14 protein-coding genes are annotated in these 17,294 nt (G+C 73.0%); 8 read left to right on the top strand and 6 right to left on the bottom strand.

Annotation, left to right across the window (positions count from 1 at the left end; all coding sequences use genetic code 11):
* The first annotated feature begins 241 nt into the window (after positions 1-241).
* From paaK to ACFVHB_RS30315, 7 genes are all read left to right on the top strand, one after another.
* On the top strand, positions 242-1,588 hold the full coding sequence (paaK, locus tag ACFVHB_RS30345) for a phenylacetate--CoA ligase PaaK (RefSeq protein ID WP_380328604.1): 1,347 nt from the start codon (positions 242-244) through the stop codon (positions 1,586-1,588).
* A gap of 110 nt (positions 1,589-1,698) precedes the next feature.
* On the top strand, positions 1,699-2,304 hold the full coding sequence (locus tag ACFVHB_RS30340) for a disulfide bond formation protein DsbA (protein ID WP_380328603.1): 606 nt from the start codon (positions 1,699-1,701) through the stop codon (positions 2,302-2,304).
* A 138-nt stretch (positions 2,305-2,442) separates the two neighbouring features.
* On the top strand, positions 2,443-2,835 hold the full coding sequence (locus tag ACFVHB_RS30335) for an ArsR/SmtB family transcription factor (protein ID WP_380328601.1): 393 nt from the start codon (positions 2,443-2,445) through the stop codon (positions 2,833-2,835).
* Between the two features lie 250 nt (positions 2,836-3,085).
* The gene (locus ACFVHB_RS30330; protein WP_380328599.1) at positions 3,086-4,456 is read left to right on the top strand and encodes an MFS transporter; all 1,371 of its coding nucleotides are present in this window, start codon (positions 3,086-3,088) and stop codon (positions 4,454-4,456) included.
* An 81-nt stretch (positions 4,457-4,537) separates the two neighbouring features.
* Positions 4,538-5,419 carry an SDR family NAD(P)-dependent oxidoreductase gene (locus ACFVHB_RS30325; RefSeq protein ID WP_380328597.1) on the top strand — a complete coding sequence of 294 codons (882 nt, stop codon included), beginning with the start codon at positions 4,538-4,540 and terminating at the stop codon, positions 5,417-5,419.
* A 139-nt stretch (positions 5,420-5,558) separates the two neighbouring features.
* Positions 5,559-6,419 carry a helix-turn-helix transcriptional regulator gene (locus tag ACFVHB_RS30320; RefSeq protein WP_380328595.1) on the top strand — a complete coding sequence of 287 codons (861 nt, stop codon included), beginning with the start codon at positions 5,559-5,561 and terminating at the stop codon, positions 6,417-6,419.
* A gap of 129 nt (positions 6,420-6,548) precedes the next feature.
* Complete coding sequence (locus ACFVHB_RS30315; protein ID WP_380328593.1) at positions 6,549-7,064, top strand: DUF5990 family protein; 516 nt, start codon at positions 6,549-6,551, stop codon at positions 7,062-7,064.
* 126 nt (positions 7,065-7,190) lie between these two features.
* On the opposite strand, the gene ACFVHB_RS30310 is transcribed toward ACFVHB_RS30315, so the two are convergent.
* Positions 7,191-9,506 carry a collagenase gene (locus ACFVHB_RS30310; RefSeq protein ID WP_380328591.1) on the bottom strand — a complete coding sequence of 772 codons (2,316 nt, stop codon included), beginning with the start codon at positions 9,504-9,506 and terminating at the stop codon, positions 7,191-7,193.
* Positions 9,507-9,807: 301 nt separating this feature from the next.
* Here ACFVHB_RS30310 and ACFVHB_RS30305 point away from each other — a divergent pair, with 301 nt between their 5' ends.
* Positions 9,808-10,410, top strand: coding sequence for a superoxide dismutase (locus ACFVHB_RS30305; RefSeq protein ID WP_380328590.1), 603 nt, complete (start codon positions 9,808-9,810; stop codon positions 10,408-10,410).
* A gap of 119 nt (positions 10,411-10,529) precedes the next feature.
* Here ACFVHB_RS30305 and ACFVHB_RS30300 read toward each other — a convergent pair whose 3' ends face one another.
* The 5 genes from ACFVHB_RS30300 to ACFVHB_RS30280 all read right to left on the bottom strand — a co-directional run bounded on the left by ACFVHB_RS30300 (position 10,530) and on the right by ACFVHB_RS30280 (position 17,177).
* Positions 10,530-11,318: an SDR family oxidoreductase gene (locus ACFVHB_RS30300; RefSeq protein ID WP_380328588.1), complete on the bottom strand. Its 789-nt coding sequence runs from the start codon at positions 11,316-11,318 to the stop codon at positions 10,530-10,532.
* A gap of 92 nt (positions 11,319-11,410) precedes the next feature.
* Positions 11,411-11,995, bottom strand: a complete 585-nt coding sequence (locus ACFVHB_RS30295; protein ID WP_380328586.1) for a TetR/AcrR family transcriptional regulator — start codon at positions 11,993-11,995, stop codon at positions 11,411-11,413.
* A 78-nt stretch (positions 11,996-12,073) separates the two neighbouring features.
* The gene (meaB, locus tag ACFVHB_RS30290) at positions 12,074-13,066 is read right to left on the bottom strand and encodes a methylmalonyl Co-A mutase-associated GTPase MeaB (RefSeq protein WP_380328584.1); all 993 of its coding nucleotides are present in this window, start codon (positions 13,064-13,066) and stop codon (positions 12,074-12,076) included.
* Between the two features lie 17 nt (positions 13,067-13,083).
* Positions 13,084-15,288, bottom strand: a complete 2,205-nt coding sequence (scpA, locus tag ACFVHB_RS30285; protein ID WP_380328582.1) for a methylmalonyl-CoA mutase — start codon at positions 15,286-15,288, stop codon at positions 13,084-13,086.
* Positions 15,288-17,177 carry a methylmalonyl-CoA mutase subunit beta gene (locus tag ACFVHB_RS30280; protein WP_380328580.1) on the bottom strand — a complete coding sequence of 630 codons (1,890 nt, stop codon included), beginning with the start codon at positions 17,175-17,177 and terminating at the stop codon, positions 15,288-15,290. Before ACFVHB_RS30280 ends, scpA begins: the two co-directional genes overlap by 1 nt.
* Between the last annotated feature and the right edge of the window lie 117 nt (positions 17,178-17,294).

The following is a 17,294-nucleotide window of genomic DNA, read 5'->3' as shown; positions in this document are numbered from 1 at the left end:
AGCGGACCCCACCGCCGCGGCCGCCCCCCCAGCCGGCGCGGGCGCCGGCGCGGGCGGCGGCGCCCCCGCCCGGGCCGGGTTCGGGGCGGGCTCCGAGGGCGCGGTCGCACCGCCCCGACGTGCGCGGCGACCCTTGACAGGCGGTTCGGGGGCTGGATTACTTGGGCCTGTTCGAGCGCAGACCGAATGGTCGGTCGGCAGTCGGCTCGGCCGGCCGCCCCCGACGGTGGAGGGAGTAGCGATGACCAGCACGCCGACCGGCCCGGAGCCCGCCCGGACCCGTCTGGGCGAGCCGATCCCGGACGGACTGCTGGACGCCGGCGAGCGGATGACCGGCGAGGAGCTGCGCGCGCACCAACTGGCGCACCTCCGCCGCACGTTGCGCCACGCGTACGACAACGTCGAGCTGTACCGGAAGAAGTTCGACGCGGCCGGTGTGCGGCCCGAGGACTGCCGGACCCTCGCCGATCTGGCGCGCTTCCCCTTCACCACCAAGGCCGACCTGCGCGAGACCTACCCCTTCGGCATGTTCGCCGTCCCGATGGAGCAGGTCCGCCGGATCCACGCCTCCAGCGGCACCACCGGCCGGCCCACCGTGGTCGGCTACACCGAGCACGACCTCTCGGTCTGGGCCGACGTGATGGCCCGTTCGATCCGCGCGGCCGGCGGCCGGGCCGGCCACAAGGTGCACGTCGCCTACGGGTACGGATTGTTCACCGGCGGCCTGGGCGCGCACTACGGCGCCGAGCGGGCCGGCTGCACGGTGATCCCCGCCTCGGGCGGCATGACGGCCCGCCAGGTGCAGCTGATCCAGGACTTCCGGCCCGAGATCATCATGGTCACCCCCTCCTACCTGCTCACCCTGCTCGACGAGTTCGAGAAGCAGGGCGTGGACCCGAGGGACACCTCGCTGCGGGTCGGCATCTTCGGCGCCGAGCCGTGGACGGAGGAGATGCGCCGCGAGATCGAGGAGCGGATGGACCTGCACGCCGTCGACATCTACGGCCTCTCCGAGGTGATGGGCCCCGGCGTCGCCCAGGAGTGCGTGGAGACCAAGGACGGGCTGCACGTCTGGGAGGACCACTTCTACCCCGAGGTGGTGGACCCGCTGACCGACGAGGTGCTGCCCGACGGCACCCGGGGCGAGATCGTCTTCACCTCGCTCACCAAGGAGGCGCTGCCGGTCATCCGTTACCGCACCCGCGACCTCACCCGCCTGCTGCCCGGCACCGCCCGCCCGGCGTTCCGGCGGATGGAGAAGGTCACCGGCCGCAGCGACGACCTGATCATCCTGCGCGGCGTGAACGTCTTCCCCACCCAGATCGAGGAGATCCTGCTCCGGGTCCCGGCGGTGGCGCCGCACTTCCAGCTGCGGCTGACCCGCCGGGGCCGACTGGACCACATGACGGTCCGGGTCGAGGCCCGGCCCGACGCGACGTCCGAGCAGCGGGAGGCCGCGGCGGCGGCGATCGTCCGGGCGGTCAAGGACGGCGTCGGGGTGACGGTGGAGGCCGAGGTGCTGGACCCGTACAGCCTGGAGCGCTCGGTCGGCAAGATCAAGCGGATCGCCGACCTGCGGAACGCCTGACGCCGCGTGACCCGGGCCGCCCGGAGGGGCCGACCCCTGTAAGTGGCCCAGGAACCGCGTGCCGAACCGGCCCCTGTCTGCCGGACCACCTGGCCCCTAGGCTCGGCAGCGTGACCAACACAGTCGACTTCTACTTCGATCCGATCTGCCCGTTCGCCTGGATCACCTCCCGGTGGATCCTGGAGGTCGAGCGCCACCGCGAACTCGACCTCACCTTCCGGGTGATGAGCCTGTCCGTCCTCAACGAGGGCCGCGAGGACCTCCCCGAGCGCTACCGCCGCCTGCTCGACACCGGCTGGGGCCCGGTGCGGGTCTGCGTCGCCGCGGCCGAGCACCACGGCGAGCACGTCCTGCGCGACCTCTACACCGCGCTCGGCACCCGCCTGCACGACCAGGACCGGGCGGCCGACGACACCGTCATCCGGGAGGCCCTGATCGAGGCCGGGCTCCCGGAGGAACTGGCCGACGCGGCCCACAGCACCGCGTACGACCTCGCGCTGCGCAAGAGCCACCACGAGGGCATGGACCCGGTCGGCGAGGAGGTCGGGACGCCGACCCTCCACGTCGACGGCACCGCGTTCTTCGGGCCGGTGCTCAGCGCGATCCCGCGGGGCGAGGACGCGCTGAAGGTCTTCGACGGCGTGCGGCTGCTGGCCGGCTACCCGAAGTTCTTCGAGCTCAAGCGCACCCGCACGGGGTCGCTCGACTTCTCCTGAGGCGCCGCCTTCCGAGGCGCCGCCTTCTCGTGAGGGCCGCCACCTCGCGGACCCGCGCCGGATCTCTGCCGCGCTGGCCCGCGAGGCGGCGGAGTGCGCACGGGTGAGCCGGTGCGGCGGGCGCTCTACGATGTGCCCATGAGCGGGAGCCTTCAACTGTCAGGTGCGCATCGGTCGCAGCAGCCCGGCGTCGGCGCGCGGCCGGGGAGCGACGAGGCGGCGGGGAGCGACGAGCGGCTGGAGACGGCGGCCGGGATCCTCGCGCTGCTCGCCGACCGCACCCGGCTCGCGCTGATGCAGCGGCTGGGCGAGGGCGAGGCCGACGTGACGACGCTGACCGAGGCCTGCGGCGCGGCCCGGCCCTCGGTCAGCCAGCACCTGGGCAAGCTGCGGCTGGCCGGGCTGGTCACCACCCGCAAGGACGGGCGGCGGGTGGTCTACGCGCTGCGGCACGGGCATCTGCGCCGGCTGGTCAACGAGGCGCTGAACGTCGCCGACCACCAGATCAGCGGGCTGCCGCCGCACGACTGAGCCGGGGGCGGCAGGGTCCGTCCCGCCGACCGGTCAGGAGCGCGGGCGGGGGTGCGGGGGTGCGGGAGCGGGCGGGCAGGGGCTTCTTCTTCTCACCAATAGGTGCACACGTATGCACATGTTGTCTTATGCTGGTGCCATCGCCCCGGCGGCGTCCCGGCGTTCACGCCGCCCCGCCGGTGGCCTGCCGTCCTGCGCACCGTCGTCCCGCCCGCCGCCGTCCGGCGGGCCGAGTCCGAGCGGGGTCCCCATGCTGTCCGTGCTGCGCGAACGCACCTACCGGCACCTGTTCGCCGCCCAGGTCGTGGCCCTGGTGGGCACCGGACTGGCGACCGTCGCCCTCGGTCTGCTCGCCTACGACCTCGCCGGCGCCGACGCCGGCTCGGTGCTCGGCACGGCGCTGGCGATCAAGATGGTGGCCTACGTCGGGATCGCGCCGCTGGTCGGTGCGCTGGCCCACCGGATCCCGCGCCGGCGGCTGATGGTCGCCTCCGACCTGATCCGGGCGACGGTCGCGCTCGCGCTGCCGTTCGTCGACGCGGTCTGGCAGGTCTACCTGCTGATCTTCCTGCTGCAGTCGGCCTCGGCGGCGTTCACCCCGGCGTTCCAGTCGGTGATCCCCGAGGTGCTGCCCGAGGAGCGCGACTACACCCGCGCGCTGTCCCTGTCCCGGCTCGCGTACGACCTGGAGAGCGTGGCCGGCCCGGTGCTCGCGGCGGGACTGCTGGCGCTGGTCGGCTACCACTGGCTGTTCTGGGGCACCACGGCCGGGTTCCTCGCCTCGGCCGCCCTGGTCGTCTCCGCCGTCCTCCCCAAGCCGGTCCCGGACCCGGGCCCGGGGCGCGATTCCGGTGCTCCCGGTGCCGGCGCCACCGCCGCCGGTGTCCTCGCCCGCTCGGGCCGGGGCCTGCGGCTCTTCCTCTCGCGACCACGGCTGCGCGCACTGCTCGCGCTCGACCTCGCGGTCGCCGCCGGCGGTGCCATGGTGATCGTCAACACCGTGGTCTACGTCCGGGACCGCCTCGGCCGCCCGCCCGGTGACGTCCCGCTCGCGCTCGGCGCGTACGGCGCGGGTTCGATGGTGGTGGCCCTGCTGCTGCCCCGCATGCTCGACCGGCTGTCCGACCGCGCCGTGATGGTCCCGGCGGCCTTCGGCACCGCCGGACTGCTCGGCGCGCTGGCCGGGCTCACCGCGGCCGGCCCGGCGCCCTGGCGCTGGCCCGCCCTGCTGGCGCTCTGGGCGGCGTTCGGCGCGGCCGGCTCGCTGATCCTCACCCCGACCGGTCGCGTCCTGCGCGACGCGGTGGCCCCCGCCGACCTGCCCGCCGCCTTCGCCGCCCAGTTCTCCCTCTCGCACGGCTGCTGGCTGCTCACCTACCCGCTGGCCGGCCGCCTCGGCGCCGCCGCCGGCCTCCCGGGAGCGGCGACCGTCCTGGCCGTGCTCGCCCTGGCCGCGGGCGCGGCGGCGGTCCGGGCCTGGCACCCCGAGGCGGCCGCGCGACCCCGGCCGGGCCTCACCACGGCGGGCCAGTCCCGCCCCTCGGGCCCCTCCCGCCCGTCCGTGACCGTCGGGGCATCGGCCACCGGCCGCTACCGGCGCAGGCGGACCTCCCAGGTGTAGCCGACCCGCTTGGGTGGCCCCGGTGGACCCCGGTGACGGCGGGCCTGGTTGGCCGGCCCACGCCGCCGCGAAGGTGGGGGCATGACCCACGCGAACGAGAACGAGAACGCGAATCCGAACGAGAACGAGAACGAGAACGCGAACGCGAAGGAGAGCGAGCACGCGAACGAGAGCGAGCACGCGAACGAGAGCGACAACGGCGCCCGCGAGTTCGAGGGCAAGGTGGTCCTGGTGACCGGCGGAAGCCGGGGGATGGGCTTCGCCACGGCGCGGCTGCTGCTGGACGGCGGCGCGAGCGTCGTGATCACCGGCCGCGACGAGGCCAAGCTGGCGCGCGCCGCGGCGGAGCTGGACGCGGGCGAGCGCCTTCTCACGGTCCGCGCCGACGCGGGCGTGCCGGCCGAACTGAAGCGGCTGGCGGGCGTGGTCGCCGACCGGTACGGCCGGCTCGACGGGGTGTTCGCCAACGCCGGCGTCGCCGTCTTCCAGCGCGGCGACGAAGTCACCGAGAAGGACTTCGACCACACCGTGGACGTCAACTTCAAGGGCGTCTTCTTCACCGTGCAGTACATGCTCCCGCTGCTCGACGCGGCGGGCGGCGGCTCCGTCGTCCTCAACGCCTCCTGGACGCTGCACCGCGGCCCGGCCCAGGCGCCGGTGTACGCGGCGACCAAGGCCGCCGTGCACAACCTGGCCCGCACCCTCGGCAGCGACCTCGCGGGGCGGGGCATCCGGGTCAACTCGGTCAGCCCCGGTTTCATCGTCACCGACATCTTCGCCGAGGTCTTCCCCGACCCGGCCGACCACGAGGCCGTCCGGGCCCAGGTGCCGATCGGCCGGCTCGGCGCCTCCGAGGACGTCGCCGAGACGGTGGCCTTCCTGCTCTCCCCGCGCTCCTCCTACATCACCTCGCAGGACATCGTGGTGGACGGCGGCCTGGTGACGGCCGTTCCGGCCGCCTGAGCGGTCCGACGAGGGGCCCGGCGGCGGCCGGCCCGGCGGGTGGCCGACGAGCCGCCGGGCCACCCGCCCGGGTGTCGAGGCGGCAGCCTGGTCCTGACGGGGCCAGGCTGCCCGTGGCGTGGGCGGCGACAATCCTCCTATGAACACCACGACCACCCTCGGCGAGTTCCTCCGGACCAGGCGTGCCCGCCTCCGGCCCGAGGACGTCGACCTGCCGGACTTCGGCGGCCGCCGCCGGGTGGCCGGGCTGCGCCGCGAGGAGCTCGCGCAGCTCGCCGGGGTGAGCGTCGACTACTACACGCGGTTGGAACAGGGCCGGGTCGGCAACCCGTCCGAGGCCGTGGTCGACGCGGTGGCCCGCGGCCTGCGGCTCGGCCCGGACGAGGCCCGGCACCTGCACCGGCTCGCCCGTCCCCGCCAGGTCGGCCGGTCCGGCCGGGGCCCGTCGGCAGCGCGCGGACCGCAGCCCGTCCGTCCGATGCTGGCCCGGCTGCTGGAGCAACTGCCCGACGTACCCGCCCTGGTGATGGGCCGTCGGATGGACATCCTGGCCTGGAACCGGGCCGCCGCCGCACTGTTGGGCGACTACGGCAGGCTCGCCCCGGCCGAGCGCAACATCGCCCGGATCACTTTCCTCGACCCCGCCTCGCGCGAGCTGTTCGCGGACTGGACCGGCTGCGCCCGCGAGAACGTCGCCTTCCTCCACCTGGAGGCCGGCCGCCGCCCCGACGACCCCCGGCTGGCCGAGCTGATCGGCGAACTGTCCATGCGCAGCGAGGAGTTCCGCCGTTGGTGGGCGGAGCACCCGGTGGGGGACAAGACCTCCGGTCGCAAGCGCTTCCACCACCCGCTGGTCGGCGAGCTGGACCTCTGCTACGACACCCTGCGCCCGGCCGACGACCCCGACCAGGCCCTGATCACCTACGCCGCCGAACCGGGCTCGCCGTCCGACGACGCCCTGCGGATGCTCCTCGCCTGGTCCGCCGCCCCGGTCGGCTGACCTGCGCCGCACCCCTCGTCGCCCCTCCTCTCGGCCGTCGCCCCTGTCGCCCCCGTCGCCCCGGACGACTCGGGCGCGCCGGCGCCGTCCTGAAGCGCCCGCCTCCGGGTGGGGCGGCAGGATGGCACCATGTCGAACAGCACCGCGCCGAACAGCGCCGCGCCGAACAACAGGGCCTCGAAGAGCACCGTGTCGATCCGCATCGAGGCCACCGCTCTCCCGGGGCGCAACTGCGCCCCGGCGCCCGGCTTCCCGGGCTACGACGACATCCACGTCGGCGTCCAACGCCGCGGCAGGCCGGGCGAGTTGCTCGACCCGGTGCCGGGGGACGCGGAGCACGCCGTCTGGACGCTGGAGTGCACCGCGAAGGGGACGGACCTGCTCGGCCCGTACGTCCAGGGCGGTCCCGGCGCCCGGTTCGTCTACCTCTCCTGGGTCGCCGGCGGTCCGGACGGCTCCACCCTGTTCCGCCGCGCCAAGCTGATGCTGGACGGGATCGGCCGGGAGACCGCCGTGGCGGCGGTGCGCGGCGGGCTGCTGTTGGCCCGGCTCGGCCTGACCGACGCCCTGGGCCACCCGCTCTGCGCCGCCGTCCGGCCGCCGCTGGTCACCTGGTCGGCGGGGGAGCGGCCGGGCGCGGCATGACGGAGGGCCCCGCCGGTGCGGCGGGGCCCTCCTCCGGTGACCGGTCTGCCGCGCCTGCCGCGCCTGGTGCACGTGGTGCGCGTGGTGCGCGTGGTGCCCCGGGTGTGCGGTCGCGGGCGGGTCCGGTTACTTGTACTGCGTGGTCACGCTGACGCCGCCGAAGGACTGCTGGGCGGCGAGGCTGAAGTACACCCAGCCGGCCGGCGGGTTGGTGATGGTGAGGGTCTCACCGTTGCCGGCGTTGGCGGACCTGGCCTGGTACGAGCCGGTGGTGGCCCAGTTGCCGCCGTTGTAGTACAGGTCGGCGTTGCCGGTGCCGCCGCTGCTGGTGATGGTCAGCTGCCGGACGCCGGCCGGCAGGTACAGGAAGTGGTGGCTGTAGTTGCCGGTGGTGGCCGCGAGGCCGTCCCGGCGGCAGTCGTTGTCGAACTGCCGGGTGTCCGGGTTGGTGCAGAGCGGGGCCTGGACCGGCGGCAGCGTGCCGCAGTTGTCGGCCGCGCAGGCGGTCAGCCAGTTCGCGAAGTCGGCGTCGTACCGGGTGCCGATGGTGCTCTTGAGCAGGGTGCGGGCGCCGGCCCAGTCACCGGTGCGGTACTTGGCGAGCACCGCCTTCACGTCGTCCGGGTGCGACTGCAGCATGTAGCGCACGGCGAGGTAGCCCCACCGGTAGACCCGGTTGGAGTTGACGGCGGCGTCGGAGGTCTGGTCGTAGACGGTGTCGAACAGCTCGCTGAGCTTGTACGTCTTCTTGCCGGCCTCGGCGATCGCGTCGGCGTTGCGCACGTTGCGGTAGCCGTAGGAGATGTACTCGGCGAGGCCCTCGACCCACCAGATGGTCGGGGTGGTCATGCCGGCGTCGAAGTCGCCGTACATGTCGTAGCGGCCGTCGAGGTAGTGGGTGTACTCGTGGTTGAGGTTCCAGATCTGGAACTCCGGGCGCAGCCAGCTGGCCTCGTGGGCGATGAAGCGGGCCTGGTTGCCGGCCTTGGCCGGGTCGCCCTCCTCGTACATGCCGCCGTTGTCGACGGCGATGTGGTACATCGACCCGGCGTAGAGGCTGTAGTTGTAGTAGTCGTCGAAGACGACGACCTCGAGGTTGGTGTTGACGTCACCGGGGATCGCGCCGTTGTCCTGGATCACCTTGTGGAAGAAGGCGTCCTGGTTGATCAGGCTGGTGCAGGTGTCCGACAGCTGCTGGTCGGTCATCTCCTGGCCGCGGACGCGCAGGTTGGCGTTGCAGACGCGGTCGTGGGTGAGGACCAGCGGGGGGAGCCGGGTGGGCAGGTCGCAGATGCCGTAGTACGAGCAGTTGCCCTTGTCCTTGTTCTCCGTGAACCAGACCAGGTTCATGGTGAGCGGGGCGGTGGCGCCGACCAGCGGGTACCGGTTGATCAGGTCCTTGACCAGCGGGCGGCCCTGGGCCTTCAGCTCGTCGTGGGCGAGCATGGTGCCGATCAGCATGCCGATCCGGGTGACCACGTCGCCGCCGTCCAGCTGGGCGCCGTTGCGGGTGACGAAGGCGGCCCAGGTGGTGCCGAAGGACGGGTCGGCCTGGAGGACGGCGGCCAGGCCGCGGTCGAAGCCGTTGGTGATGACCGTCTCGGTGTTGGCCACGGCCTGGGTCATCGAGGCCGGCCAGCCGGTGGTGTAGCCCGCCAGCAGGCGCTTGACGACGCCGGCGTACCGGGCGTTCTCCTTGGCGCTGTCGATCAGGGTGACGGCCTCGTTGAGGGTGTTGCCGTTGGCCTGGGTGACGTCCTGGCTGTGCGGGGCGGCGTAGAAGGCGTCCAGCGCGCCGCGGATGGAGGTCTGCAGCGCGGTGCCGTAGCCGCCGACGTTGTCCGGCTGGTTGTCCTGGACGTAGTAGCCGGCGCGCAGGAACATCACCAGCTGCCCGACCGAGGTGGAGTTGTCACCGGGGTAGGCGGCCGAGGCGGCGCGCAGGGCGTCGGCGACGGTCACCATCTGGGCCTCGCGGAAGACGTTCCTGGCGTCGTTCCCGGTGAGGTTGAACAGCGGGTACGTGCACTCGACCGTGGGGAGGGCCTTGACCTGCTGGATCAGCGCGCTGCCCGAGGCGCTGAGGATGCCGGAGACGTCGCAGGCGTCGGCGGCCGCGGCGGCCGCCGCGGCGGAGAACTGCTTGGCGGTCTTGGCGGTCGTGTCCGCGGGGGTGGTGGCCGCCTTCGGGCGGCTGTCCTTGGAGGTGCTCTCGGCGGCGAGCGGGCGTCCGTCGGTGCGCGCCTCGGGGGACTTCGGTACCGGGACGGACTTCGGCGCGGCGGCGGGGGCGGCGGGGGCGGCGGCCGGGCTGGTGGGGCCGGTGGGGGCCGCAGCGGCCGCCTGGCTCTGCGGGGCGAACAGGCCGAGCGCGAGGAAGAAGGCGGCGCCGAGCGCCGGCAATCTGCGCGCACTGGCCTTGGATATCCGGAAGGGACGCATCTGTGGGGGCCTCCGGGGCCGTTCGGGGGCCGCGAATTGGGGCGCGGCCGCTCGATGTGTGACATGTAAAATGGCACACACTGTCGCGTGGCGGGAAGACCCTGGTGTGGATTGGTGTCCGGCGAAACCGAAACGTTGTCAGGTGGCGGTCAGTGGCGACCCGTCAGACCTGGTCCGGGGTGTCGGGGCGGGCGTGTGAGGAATAAGCAGAAGCCTAAGCTTCGTTCTTGCAACTGATACGCAATAGTGTTGTCCCGGCATGACCGCCGACGTTCAACCTGCCGAAAGGGCCCGTGTTCTGATGAGCACCTACACGCTTCCCGACCTGCCGTACGACTACTCCGCGCTGGAGCGCGCGATGTCCCCGGAGATCCTGGAGCTGCACCACTCCAAGCACCACGCCGCCTACGTCAAGGGCGCGAACGACACCCTGGAGCAGCTCGCCGAGGCGCGCGACAAGGAGCAGTTCGGCGGCCTGGTCGGCCTGCAGAAGACCTTCGCCTTCCACCTGTCCGGCCACGTGCTGCACTCGCTGTTCTGGCAGAACCTCTCCCCGGAGGGCGGCGACCGCCCCGAGGGCGAGCTGGCCGACGCCATCACCGAGCACTTCGGCGGCTTCGAGGCCTTCCGCAAGCAGCTCACCACCGCCACCACCGGCGTCCAGGGCTCCGGCTGGGGCATCCTCTCCTGGGAGCCGCTCGGCAGGCGCCTGATCGTCGAGCAGGTCTACGACCACCACGGCAACGTCGGCCAGGGCACCACCCCGCTGCTCGCCTTCGACGCCTGGGAGCACGCCTACTACCTGCAGTACCGCAACGTCCGCCCCGACTACGTCGAGAAGCTCTGGGACGTCGTCAACTGGCAGGACGTCTCGACCCGCTTCGCCGCCGCCAAGAGCGTCTGACCCGAACTCAGGAGCCCGGGCGCCGGGCTCCGGGCAGGCCCCGGACCGGGCATGCGGTCCGGGGCCTGCCCCCTGCTCCACCACTCGGGCCGAAGGTCGGTCGGCGACGGTGCCGCCGGTCAGACGGTCTTGATGGTGCCGCCGTCGATCACGATGTCGGCGCCGAGGACGTTGGCCGCGGCGTGGGAGACGAGGAAGGTGACGAGCGCGGCGACCTCCTCGGGTTCGGTGATCCGGGGGGAGGCCATCTGGAACTGTTGCGGGAGCGCTGACAGGAGTTCGTCGTGCCCGATTCCCTGGGTGGCGGCGACCTTGGCGCCGACGCCGTTCGGGCCGCGCCACTGGGGGGTGCCGACCACCCCGGGGGTGACGGTGTTGACGCGCACTCCCTGGGGTCCGAACTCCTCGCTCAGCCGCTTGCTCAGAGTGGTCAGGGCCGCCTTGGCCTCGCTGTAGCCGACCGGGCCGGTCGCGGGTACGCGGGAGTTGACCGAGGAGATGTTCACGATGGCGCCACCGCGCTCGACGAGGCTCGGCAGTGCGGCACGGGTTGTCCAGACGGCGCTGAAGAGGTTGAGGTCCAGCAGCCGGCGCCACTGGTCGTCGTCGGTCTCGAGGAATCCGCCGAGGTTGAAGTGCTCGGCATCGCCGGCGCCCACGTTGTTCACCAGGATGTCGATGCCTCCCAGTTCCGACATCGCCGCCGCGACGACGGCCTCGGCGCCCTCGTGCGTGGACAGGTCGGCGGACACCGTCGCCGCCGCGACCTTGTCCAGCTCCGGTGTCACGGTGCGGGCCGCGCCGAGCACGCGCACCCCCTCCGCGGCGAGCGCTTCGGCGATCGCCAGGCCGATGCCGCGGCTGGCACCGGTGACGACGGCGGTCTTGCCGGCGAGCTGAAGATCCATGGGACACCTTTCTTGAACTACTGGTCTAAAATGAGGGCATGGCTTGGCCGCCCCCGGGGATGCCCCCTCGGGCAAGCGGGATCGGCGACCGGTCAGGCTGGGTCGAGCACCGCCAGCGCGGTGTCGGCGATGCGGAGCAGCGTCGCCTCGTCATAAGTGCGGGCCATCACCCGCAGCCCGGCGAGCGTGTTCATCAGGTACTCGGCGGTGGCGCGCGGGTCGAGGCCGGCGCGCACGTCACCGTCCAGCACGCCCTGCGCGATCCGGGATTCCAGCTCGGCCATGGTCCGCTCCACGGCGCGGCGCACCGCGCGAGCGATCTCCGGGTCGTGGCTGGCGAGTTCGACGGCCGTGTTCACCGCCAGGCAGCCGCGTCGAACCGGATGGTCCAGGTCGGACTTCACGCTGTCCCGGAGGAAGGCCCGGAGGCATGCGCGGGTGGTTCCGGGCCGCGCCAACAACTCCGCGGTGAACTCCGCGCCGAGCCGGTCGTACCGCTTGAGTGCCTGCTCGAACAGCTCGCGCTTGCTCCCGAAGGCGTTGTACAGGCTGCCCTTCGCCACGCCAGTGGCCTCGGCCAGCGCTGCCGGCGAGGTGTTGGCGTACCCGAGCGTCCAGAATGCCTGCATTGCGCGCTCGACCACCACATCGGCGTCGAAGGTACGGGGGCGGGCCATGCGAGGACGGTAGCAGGTTCTTGACCCAGCGGTCTAGAACCACTGTGCGACCCTCGCGCCCACCGGAACGGCGTTGATCTACGAGGCGCCGAAGAAGCCGTCCAAGAGCTGTTGGGCCGCCAGGCCCGCCGGGAGCGTCCCGGCCCGCACCTGGGCCTCCAACTCCGGGGCGAGGCGCCGTACTTCCGGGTGCTCGTGCAGCCGCGCGTAGAGCTGGTCGTGGACCATGGACCAGGTCCACTCCACCTGCTGCTCCCGCCGCTTCGCCGCCAGGGCGCCGGTCGCGTCCAACACCTTGCGGTGCTGCTGCAAGCGCTCCCACAGCACGTCCAGCCCGAGGCCCTCGCGGCCGCTGCAGGTGAGCACCGGCGGCGTCCACGCGGCATCGGGGGCCTGCAAGAGCCGCAGCGCGCCCGCGAGTTCGCGGGCCGCGGCCTTCGCGTCGGTCTCGTGCGGGCCGTCCGCCTTGTTGACGGCGATGACGTCCGCGAGCTCCAGCACGCCCTTCTTGATGCCCTGCAGCTGGTCGCCGGTCCGGGCCAGGCTGAGCAGCAGGAAGGTGTCGACCATCCCCGCCACCGTCGTCTCCGACTGCCCGACGCCGACCGTCTCGATCAGCACGACGTCGTACCCGGCCGCCTCCATCACCACCATCGACTCGCGGGTGGCCTTGGCGACCCCGCCGAGCGTGCCGGAGGTGGGGGAGGGGCGGACGAAGGCGTGCGGATCGACCGCCAGCCGCTCCATCCGGGTCTTGTCGCCGAGGATGGAGCCGCCCGTGCGGCTGGACGTCGGGTCGACGGCGAGCACCGCGACCCGGTGGCCGAGGCTGGTGAGCATGGTGCCGAAGGAGTCGATGAAGGTCGACTTGCCGACACCGGGCACGCCCGTGATGCCCACCCGGACCGCCCCGCCCGCGTGCGGCAGCAGCCGCTGGAGCAACTGCTGCGCGAGCGCGCGGTGGTCGGGCCGGGTGGACTCGACGAGGGTGACGGCCCGCGCGATCCAGGCGCGCGAGCCGTCCAGGACACCCGTCACATAGCTGTCGAGGTCGATCGTCCGCGGAGGCATCGCCTAGAAGCTCCGGCTCACAGCTCGTGGCCGAGGTCGGCCGCCAGCGACTTCAGCAGGTCGTAGGCGGCGTCCGGGATGACCGTGCCGGGCGGGAAGACCGCCGCGGCGCCCGCCTCGTACAGGGCGTCGAAGTCCTGCGGGGGGATGACCCCGCCGACGACGATGGTGATGTCCTCGCGGCCCGCCTCGGCGAGTTCGGCCCGCAGCGCGGGCACCAGGGTGAGGTGACCGGCGGCCAGCGAGGAGACGCCGACGATGTGGACGTCGGCCTCGACGGCCTGGCGGGCGACCTCGGCCGGGGTCTGGAACAGCGGGCCGACGTCGACGGTGAAGCCGAGGTCGGCGAAGGCGGTGGCGATCACCTTCTGGCCGCGGTCGTGGCCGTCCTGGCCCATCTTGGCGACCAGGATGCGCGGGCGGCGGCCCTCGGCCTCCTCGAACCGCTCGACCAGGTCACGGGTGCGCTGGAGGGAGGCCGACGGGCCCGCTTCGTCTCGGTACACACCGGAGATGGTACGGATCTGGCCCGAGTGGCGGCCGTACACCTTCTCCAGGGCGTCCGAGATCTCGCCGACGGTGGCCTTGGCCCGGGCCGCGTTGACGGCCAGGTGCAACAGGTTGCCGTCGAGCGAGCCGCCGCGCCGCGGGCCGGCCTCGGCGGCCCGGGTGAGCGCGTGCAGCGCGTCCTGGGTGGCGGCCTCGTCGCGCTCCTCGCGCAGTCGGCGCAGCTTCTCGATCTGGCGGGCGCGCACCGAGGAGTTGTCGACCTTGAGCACGTCGATCTGCTCGTCGCTCTCCACCCGGTACTTGTTGACGCCGATCACCGGCTGGCGGCCGGAGTCGATCCGGGCCTGGGTGCGGGCCGCGGCCTCCTCGACGCGCATCTTCGGGATGCCCGCGTCGATGGCCTTGGCCATGCCGCCGGCCGCCTCGACCTCCTGGATGTGCTGCCAGGCGCGGCGCGCCAGGTCGTTGGTGAGCTTCTCGACGTAGGCCGAGCCGCCCCACGGGTCGATGACCCGGCAGGTGCCGGACTCCTGCTGCAGCAGCAGCTGGGTGTTGCGGGCGATGCGGGCGGAGAAGTCGGTGGGCAGCGCCAGCGCCTCGTCGAGCGCGTTGGTGTGCAGCGACTGGGTGTGCCCCTGGGTGGCGGCCATCGCCTCGACACAGGTGCGCGTGACGTTGTTGAAGACGTCCTGCGCGGTGAGCGACCAGCCGGAGGTCTGCGAATGGGTGCGCAGCGAGAGGGACTTGGCGTTCTTGGGGTCGAACTGCTTGACCAGCTTGGCCCAGAGCAGGCGGGCCGCGCGCAGCTTGGCGACCTCCATGAAGAAGTTCATGCCGATCGCCCAGAAGAACGACAGCCGCGGCGCGAAGGCGTCCACGTCCAGCCCCACGTCCAGGCCCGCGCGCAGGTACTCCACCCCGTCGGCCAGGGTGTAGGCGAGCTCCAGGTCGGCCGTGGCGCCGGCCTCCTGGATGTGGTAGCCGGAGATGGAGATCGAGTTGTACCGCGGCATCTTCTGCGAGGTGTACGCGAAGATGTCCGAGATGATCCGCATCGACGGCTGCGGCGGGTAGATGTAGGTGTTGCGGACCATGAACTCCTTGAGGATGTCGTTCTGGATGGTCCCCGCCAGCTTCTCGGGCGGCACCCCCTGCTCCTCGGCCGCGACGATGTACAGCGCCAGGACGGGCAGCACGGCGCCGTTCATGGTCATCGAGACCGACATCCTGTCCAGCGGGATGCCGTCGAACAGCTGGCGCATGTCGTAGATCGAGTCGATGGCGACGCCCGCCATGCCGACGTCGCCGGTGACGCGCGGGTGGTCGCTGTCGTAGCCGCGGTGGGTCGGCAGGTCGAAGGCGACGGACAGGCCCTTCTGACCGGCCGCCAGGTTGCGGCGGTAGAACGCGTTGGACTCCTCGGCGGTGGAGAAGCCGGCGTACTGCCGGACGGTCCACGGCTGGTTGACGTACATGGTCGGGTACGGGCCGCGCAGGTACGGGGCGATGCCGGGGTAGGTGCCCAGGAAGTCCAGGCCCGCCAGGTCGTCGGCGGTGTACAGCGGCTTGACGCCGATGCCCTCGGGGGTGTCCCAGAGCTGCTCGTCGACGTCCTTGCCGGTGGCCCGGCGCCAGGCGTCGCGCCACTGCCCGTCGTTGACGGACCCGGCGGTGTCCCCGTCCAGCCCGATTCCGGTGAAGTCGGGGATCATCACACCGCTCCGATCTCGATGATCTCGTCCAGCAGGGACGAGAGGACGGCGACCGCGTCACCGCCCGCGAACACGAACTCGTCCACGCCGGCGGCCAGGTAGGCCTCGCGCTGCTCGCCGGGCCGGCCGGCCAGCAGCACCCGGCGGGCGCCGGCGGCCTTCAGCGCCGCGGCGACGGCCTCGGCGTGCTCGCCGTACAGCGCGTCGCTGGAGCACAGGCAGGCGACGGACGCGCCGGAGGCGCTGAACGCCTCGGCGAACGCGGCCGGGTCGGTGCCCTCGACGGAGGTGGTGGCGATCCCGCCGGCCTGGAACAGGTTGGCGGCGAAGGTGGTCCGCGCGGTGTGCGCGGCGGCGGTGCCGATCGAGGCGAGGAAGAGCGTCGGCCGCGCGCCGGTGGCCGCGAGGTGCGCGTCCGAGCGGTCGCGCAGCGCCTCGTACGCCTCCGCGCGCCGCACTCGCGGCAGTCCGCCGCCGGGCGCGGCCGGGGCCGGCTCGCGGACCAGCGGCTGCTCGCCGAGGTTCGGGAACTCGCTGACGCCGGTGACCGGTTCGCGCCGCTTGGCCAGCTTGACCGAGCGCTCCGCCCAGGTGGCGGCGATCCGCTCGCCGACGGACCCCGAGGCGAGGGCGGCCTGCTGGCCGCCGGCCCGCTCGATCTCCTGGAACCAGGCCCAGGCGGCGTGCGCCAGTTCGTCGGTCAGTTGCTCGACGTACCAGGAGCCGCCGGCCGGGTCGATCACCCGGGCCAGGTGCGACTCCTCCAGCAGGATCGACTGGGTGTTGCGGGCGATCCGGCGGGCGAAGGCGTCCGGCAGACCGACGGCGCCGTCGAACGGCTGGACGCTCACCGCGTCCGCGCCGCCGACCCCGGCGGCCAGGCAGGCCACCGTGGTGCGCAGCATGTTCACCCACGGGTCGCGGGCGGTCATCATCACGGCGGAGGTGACGGCGTGCTGGCGCTGCGCCGAGGCGTCCGGCGTGGCGCCCGAGACCTCGGCGACCCGGGCCCAGAGGCGGCGCGCCGCACGGAACTTGGCGATCGTCAGGAACTGGTCGGCGTCGGCCGCGTAGCGGAACTCCAGCTGGCCGAGCGCGGCGTCCACGGAGAGCCCGGCGGCGGTGAGCGCGCGCAGGTAGGCGACCCCGGTGGCGAGCGAGCAGCCCAGCTCCTGGGCGGGCGAGGCGCCGGCCTCGTGGTACGGCAGGGCGTCGACGGTCAGCGCGCGCAGGCCCGGGTAGCCGTCGGCGCAGCGGGCGGCGAGGGCGGTGGCCTCGGCGATCAGGGCGTCGGTGCGACCGGTGTCGCCGGTGCGGGCCTGCAGGCCGAGCGGGTCGGCACCCAGGTTGCCGGCGGCGGCGCCGGGGGAGACCTCGCGCTCTTCGTACAGCTTGAACAACTGCTCGGCGGCATCGGTGAATTCGGGGCCCGCGTCGAGCACCACACCGGCCAGGTCGAGGTAGACGCCGGTCAGCGCCTCCGGCAGCGCCGCGATCGGCAGGCCCGCGCCGCCGAGCTCCAGCCAGAGCGAGCCGCCGCCGTTCTCGAGGTCGGCGAGGACGGCCTCGTTGGTGCGGCGGGGGTCGGGGTCGGCGTGCCGCTGGCGGACGTCCCAGCCGGCGACCGCGGAGCCCTGCGGCCGGCCGCCGCGGACGAAGGGCGGGAAGCCGGGGTAGCCGGGCTCGGCCGGGGCGTCCTCGGCGGTGTACAGCGGGCGGGCGCTCAGCCCGTCCTGGAGTGCGGTGGTGAGCGCCTGCTCGGCCGCTTCGCCGTCGGCGGGTTGTGCACCCGACTTGCGCAGCACGCTTTCGACGAGGTGCTGCCACTGCTCGCGGTGTGCTGCCGGGAACTCGGCGGCCAGGGGGAGCCCTTCGGGCGGGACCGTCATGCCCGCAGGTTAGCGCCCTGCGGCGGGCGCGCAGCAGAGGCGGAGGGTGTGACCTTGCCCTCGCTCTGCAATCGGTTGCACTCACCTCGGTTGCGGAGACCGGGGAAGCATCTATTA

This window comes from Kitasatospora sp. NPDC127111 (assembly GCF_042677465.1).
In the GTDB taxonomy this organism is placed as follows: domain Bacteria; phylum Actinomycetota; class Actinomycetes; order Streptomycetales; family Streptomycetaceae; genus Kitasatospora.
The sequence above is the reverse complement of the archived record's forward strand: the minus strand, read 5'-3'. Positions and strand labels throughout refer to the sequence as shown.

Excerpts from the sequence above, each read along its gene's own strand:
- paaK (WP_380328604.1), top strand. The coding sequence starts at position 242 with ATGACCAGCACGCCGACCGGCCCGGAGCCCGCCCGGACCCGTCTGGGC.
- ACFVHB_RS30335 (WP_380328601.1), top strand. The coding sequence starts at position 2,443 with ATGAGCGGGAGCCTTCAACTGTCAGGTGCGCATCGGTCGCAGCAGCCC.
- ACFVHB_RS30330 (WP_380328599.1), top strand. The coding sequence starts at position 3,086 with ATGCTGTCCGTGCTGCGCGAACGCACCTACCGGCACCTGTTCGCCGCC.
- ACFVHB_RS30325 (WP_380328597.1), top strand. The coding sequence starts at position 4,538 with ATGACCCACGCGAACGAGAACGAGAACGCGAATCCGAACGAGAACGAG.
- ACFVHB_RS30320 (WP_380328595.1), top strand. The coding sequence starts at position 5,559 with ATGAACACCACGACCACCCTCGGCGAGTTCCTCCGGACCAGGCGTGCC.
- ACFVHB_RS30315 (WP_380328593.1), top strand. The coding sequence starts at position 6,549 with ATGTCGAACAGCACCGCGCCGAACAGCGCCGCGCCGAACAACAGGGCC.
- ACFVHB_RS30310 (WP_380328591.1), bottom strand. The coding sequence starts at position 9,506 with ATGCGTCCCTTCCGGATATCCAAGGCCAGTGCGCGCAGATTGCCGGCG.
- ACFVHB_RS30305 (WP_380328590.1), top strand. The coding sequence starts at position 9,808 with ATGAGCACCTACACGCTTCCCGACCTGCCGTACGACTACTCCGCGCTG.
- ACFVHB_RS30300 (WP_380328588.1), bottom strand. The coding sequence starts at position 11,318 with ATGGATCTTCAGCTCGCCGGCAAGACCGCCGTCGTCACCGGTGCCAGC.
- ACFVHB_RS30295 (WP_380328586.1), bottom strand. The coding sequence starts at position 11,995 with ATGGCCCGCCCCCGTACCTTCGACGCCGATGTGGTGGTCGAGCGCGCA.
- meaB (WP_380328584.1), bottom strand. The coding sequence starts at position 13,066 with ATGCCTCCGCGGACGATCGACCTCGACAGCTATGTGACGGGTGTCCTG.
- scpA (WP_380328582.1), bottom strand. The coding sequence starts at position 15,288 with ATGATCCCCGACTTCACCGGAATCGGGCTGGACGGGGACACCGCCGGG.
- ACFVHB_RS30280 (WP_380328580.1), bottom strand. The coding sequence starts at position 17,177 with ATGACGGTCCCGCCCGAAGGGCTCCCCCTGGCCGCCGAGTTCCCGGCA.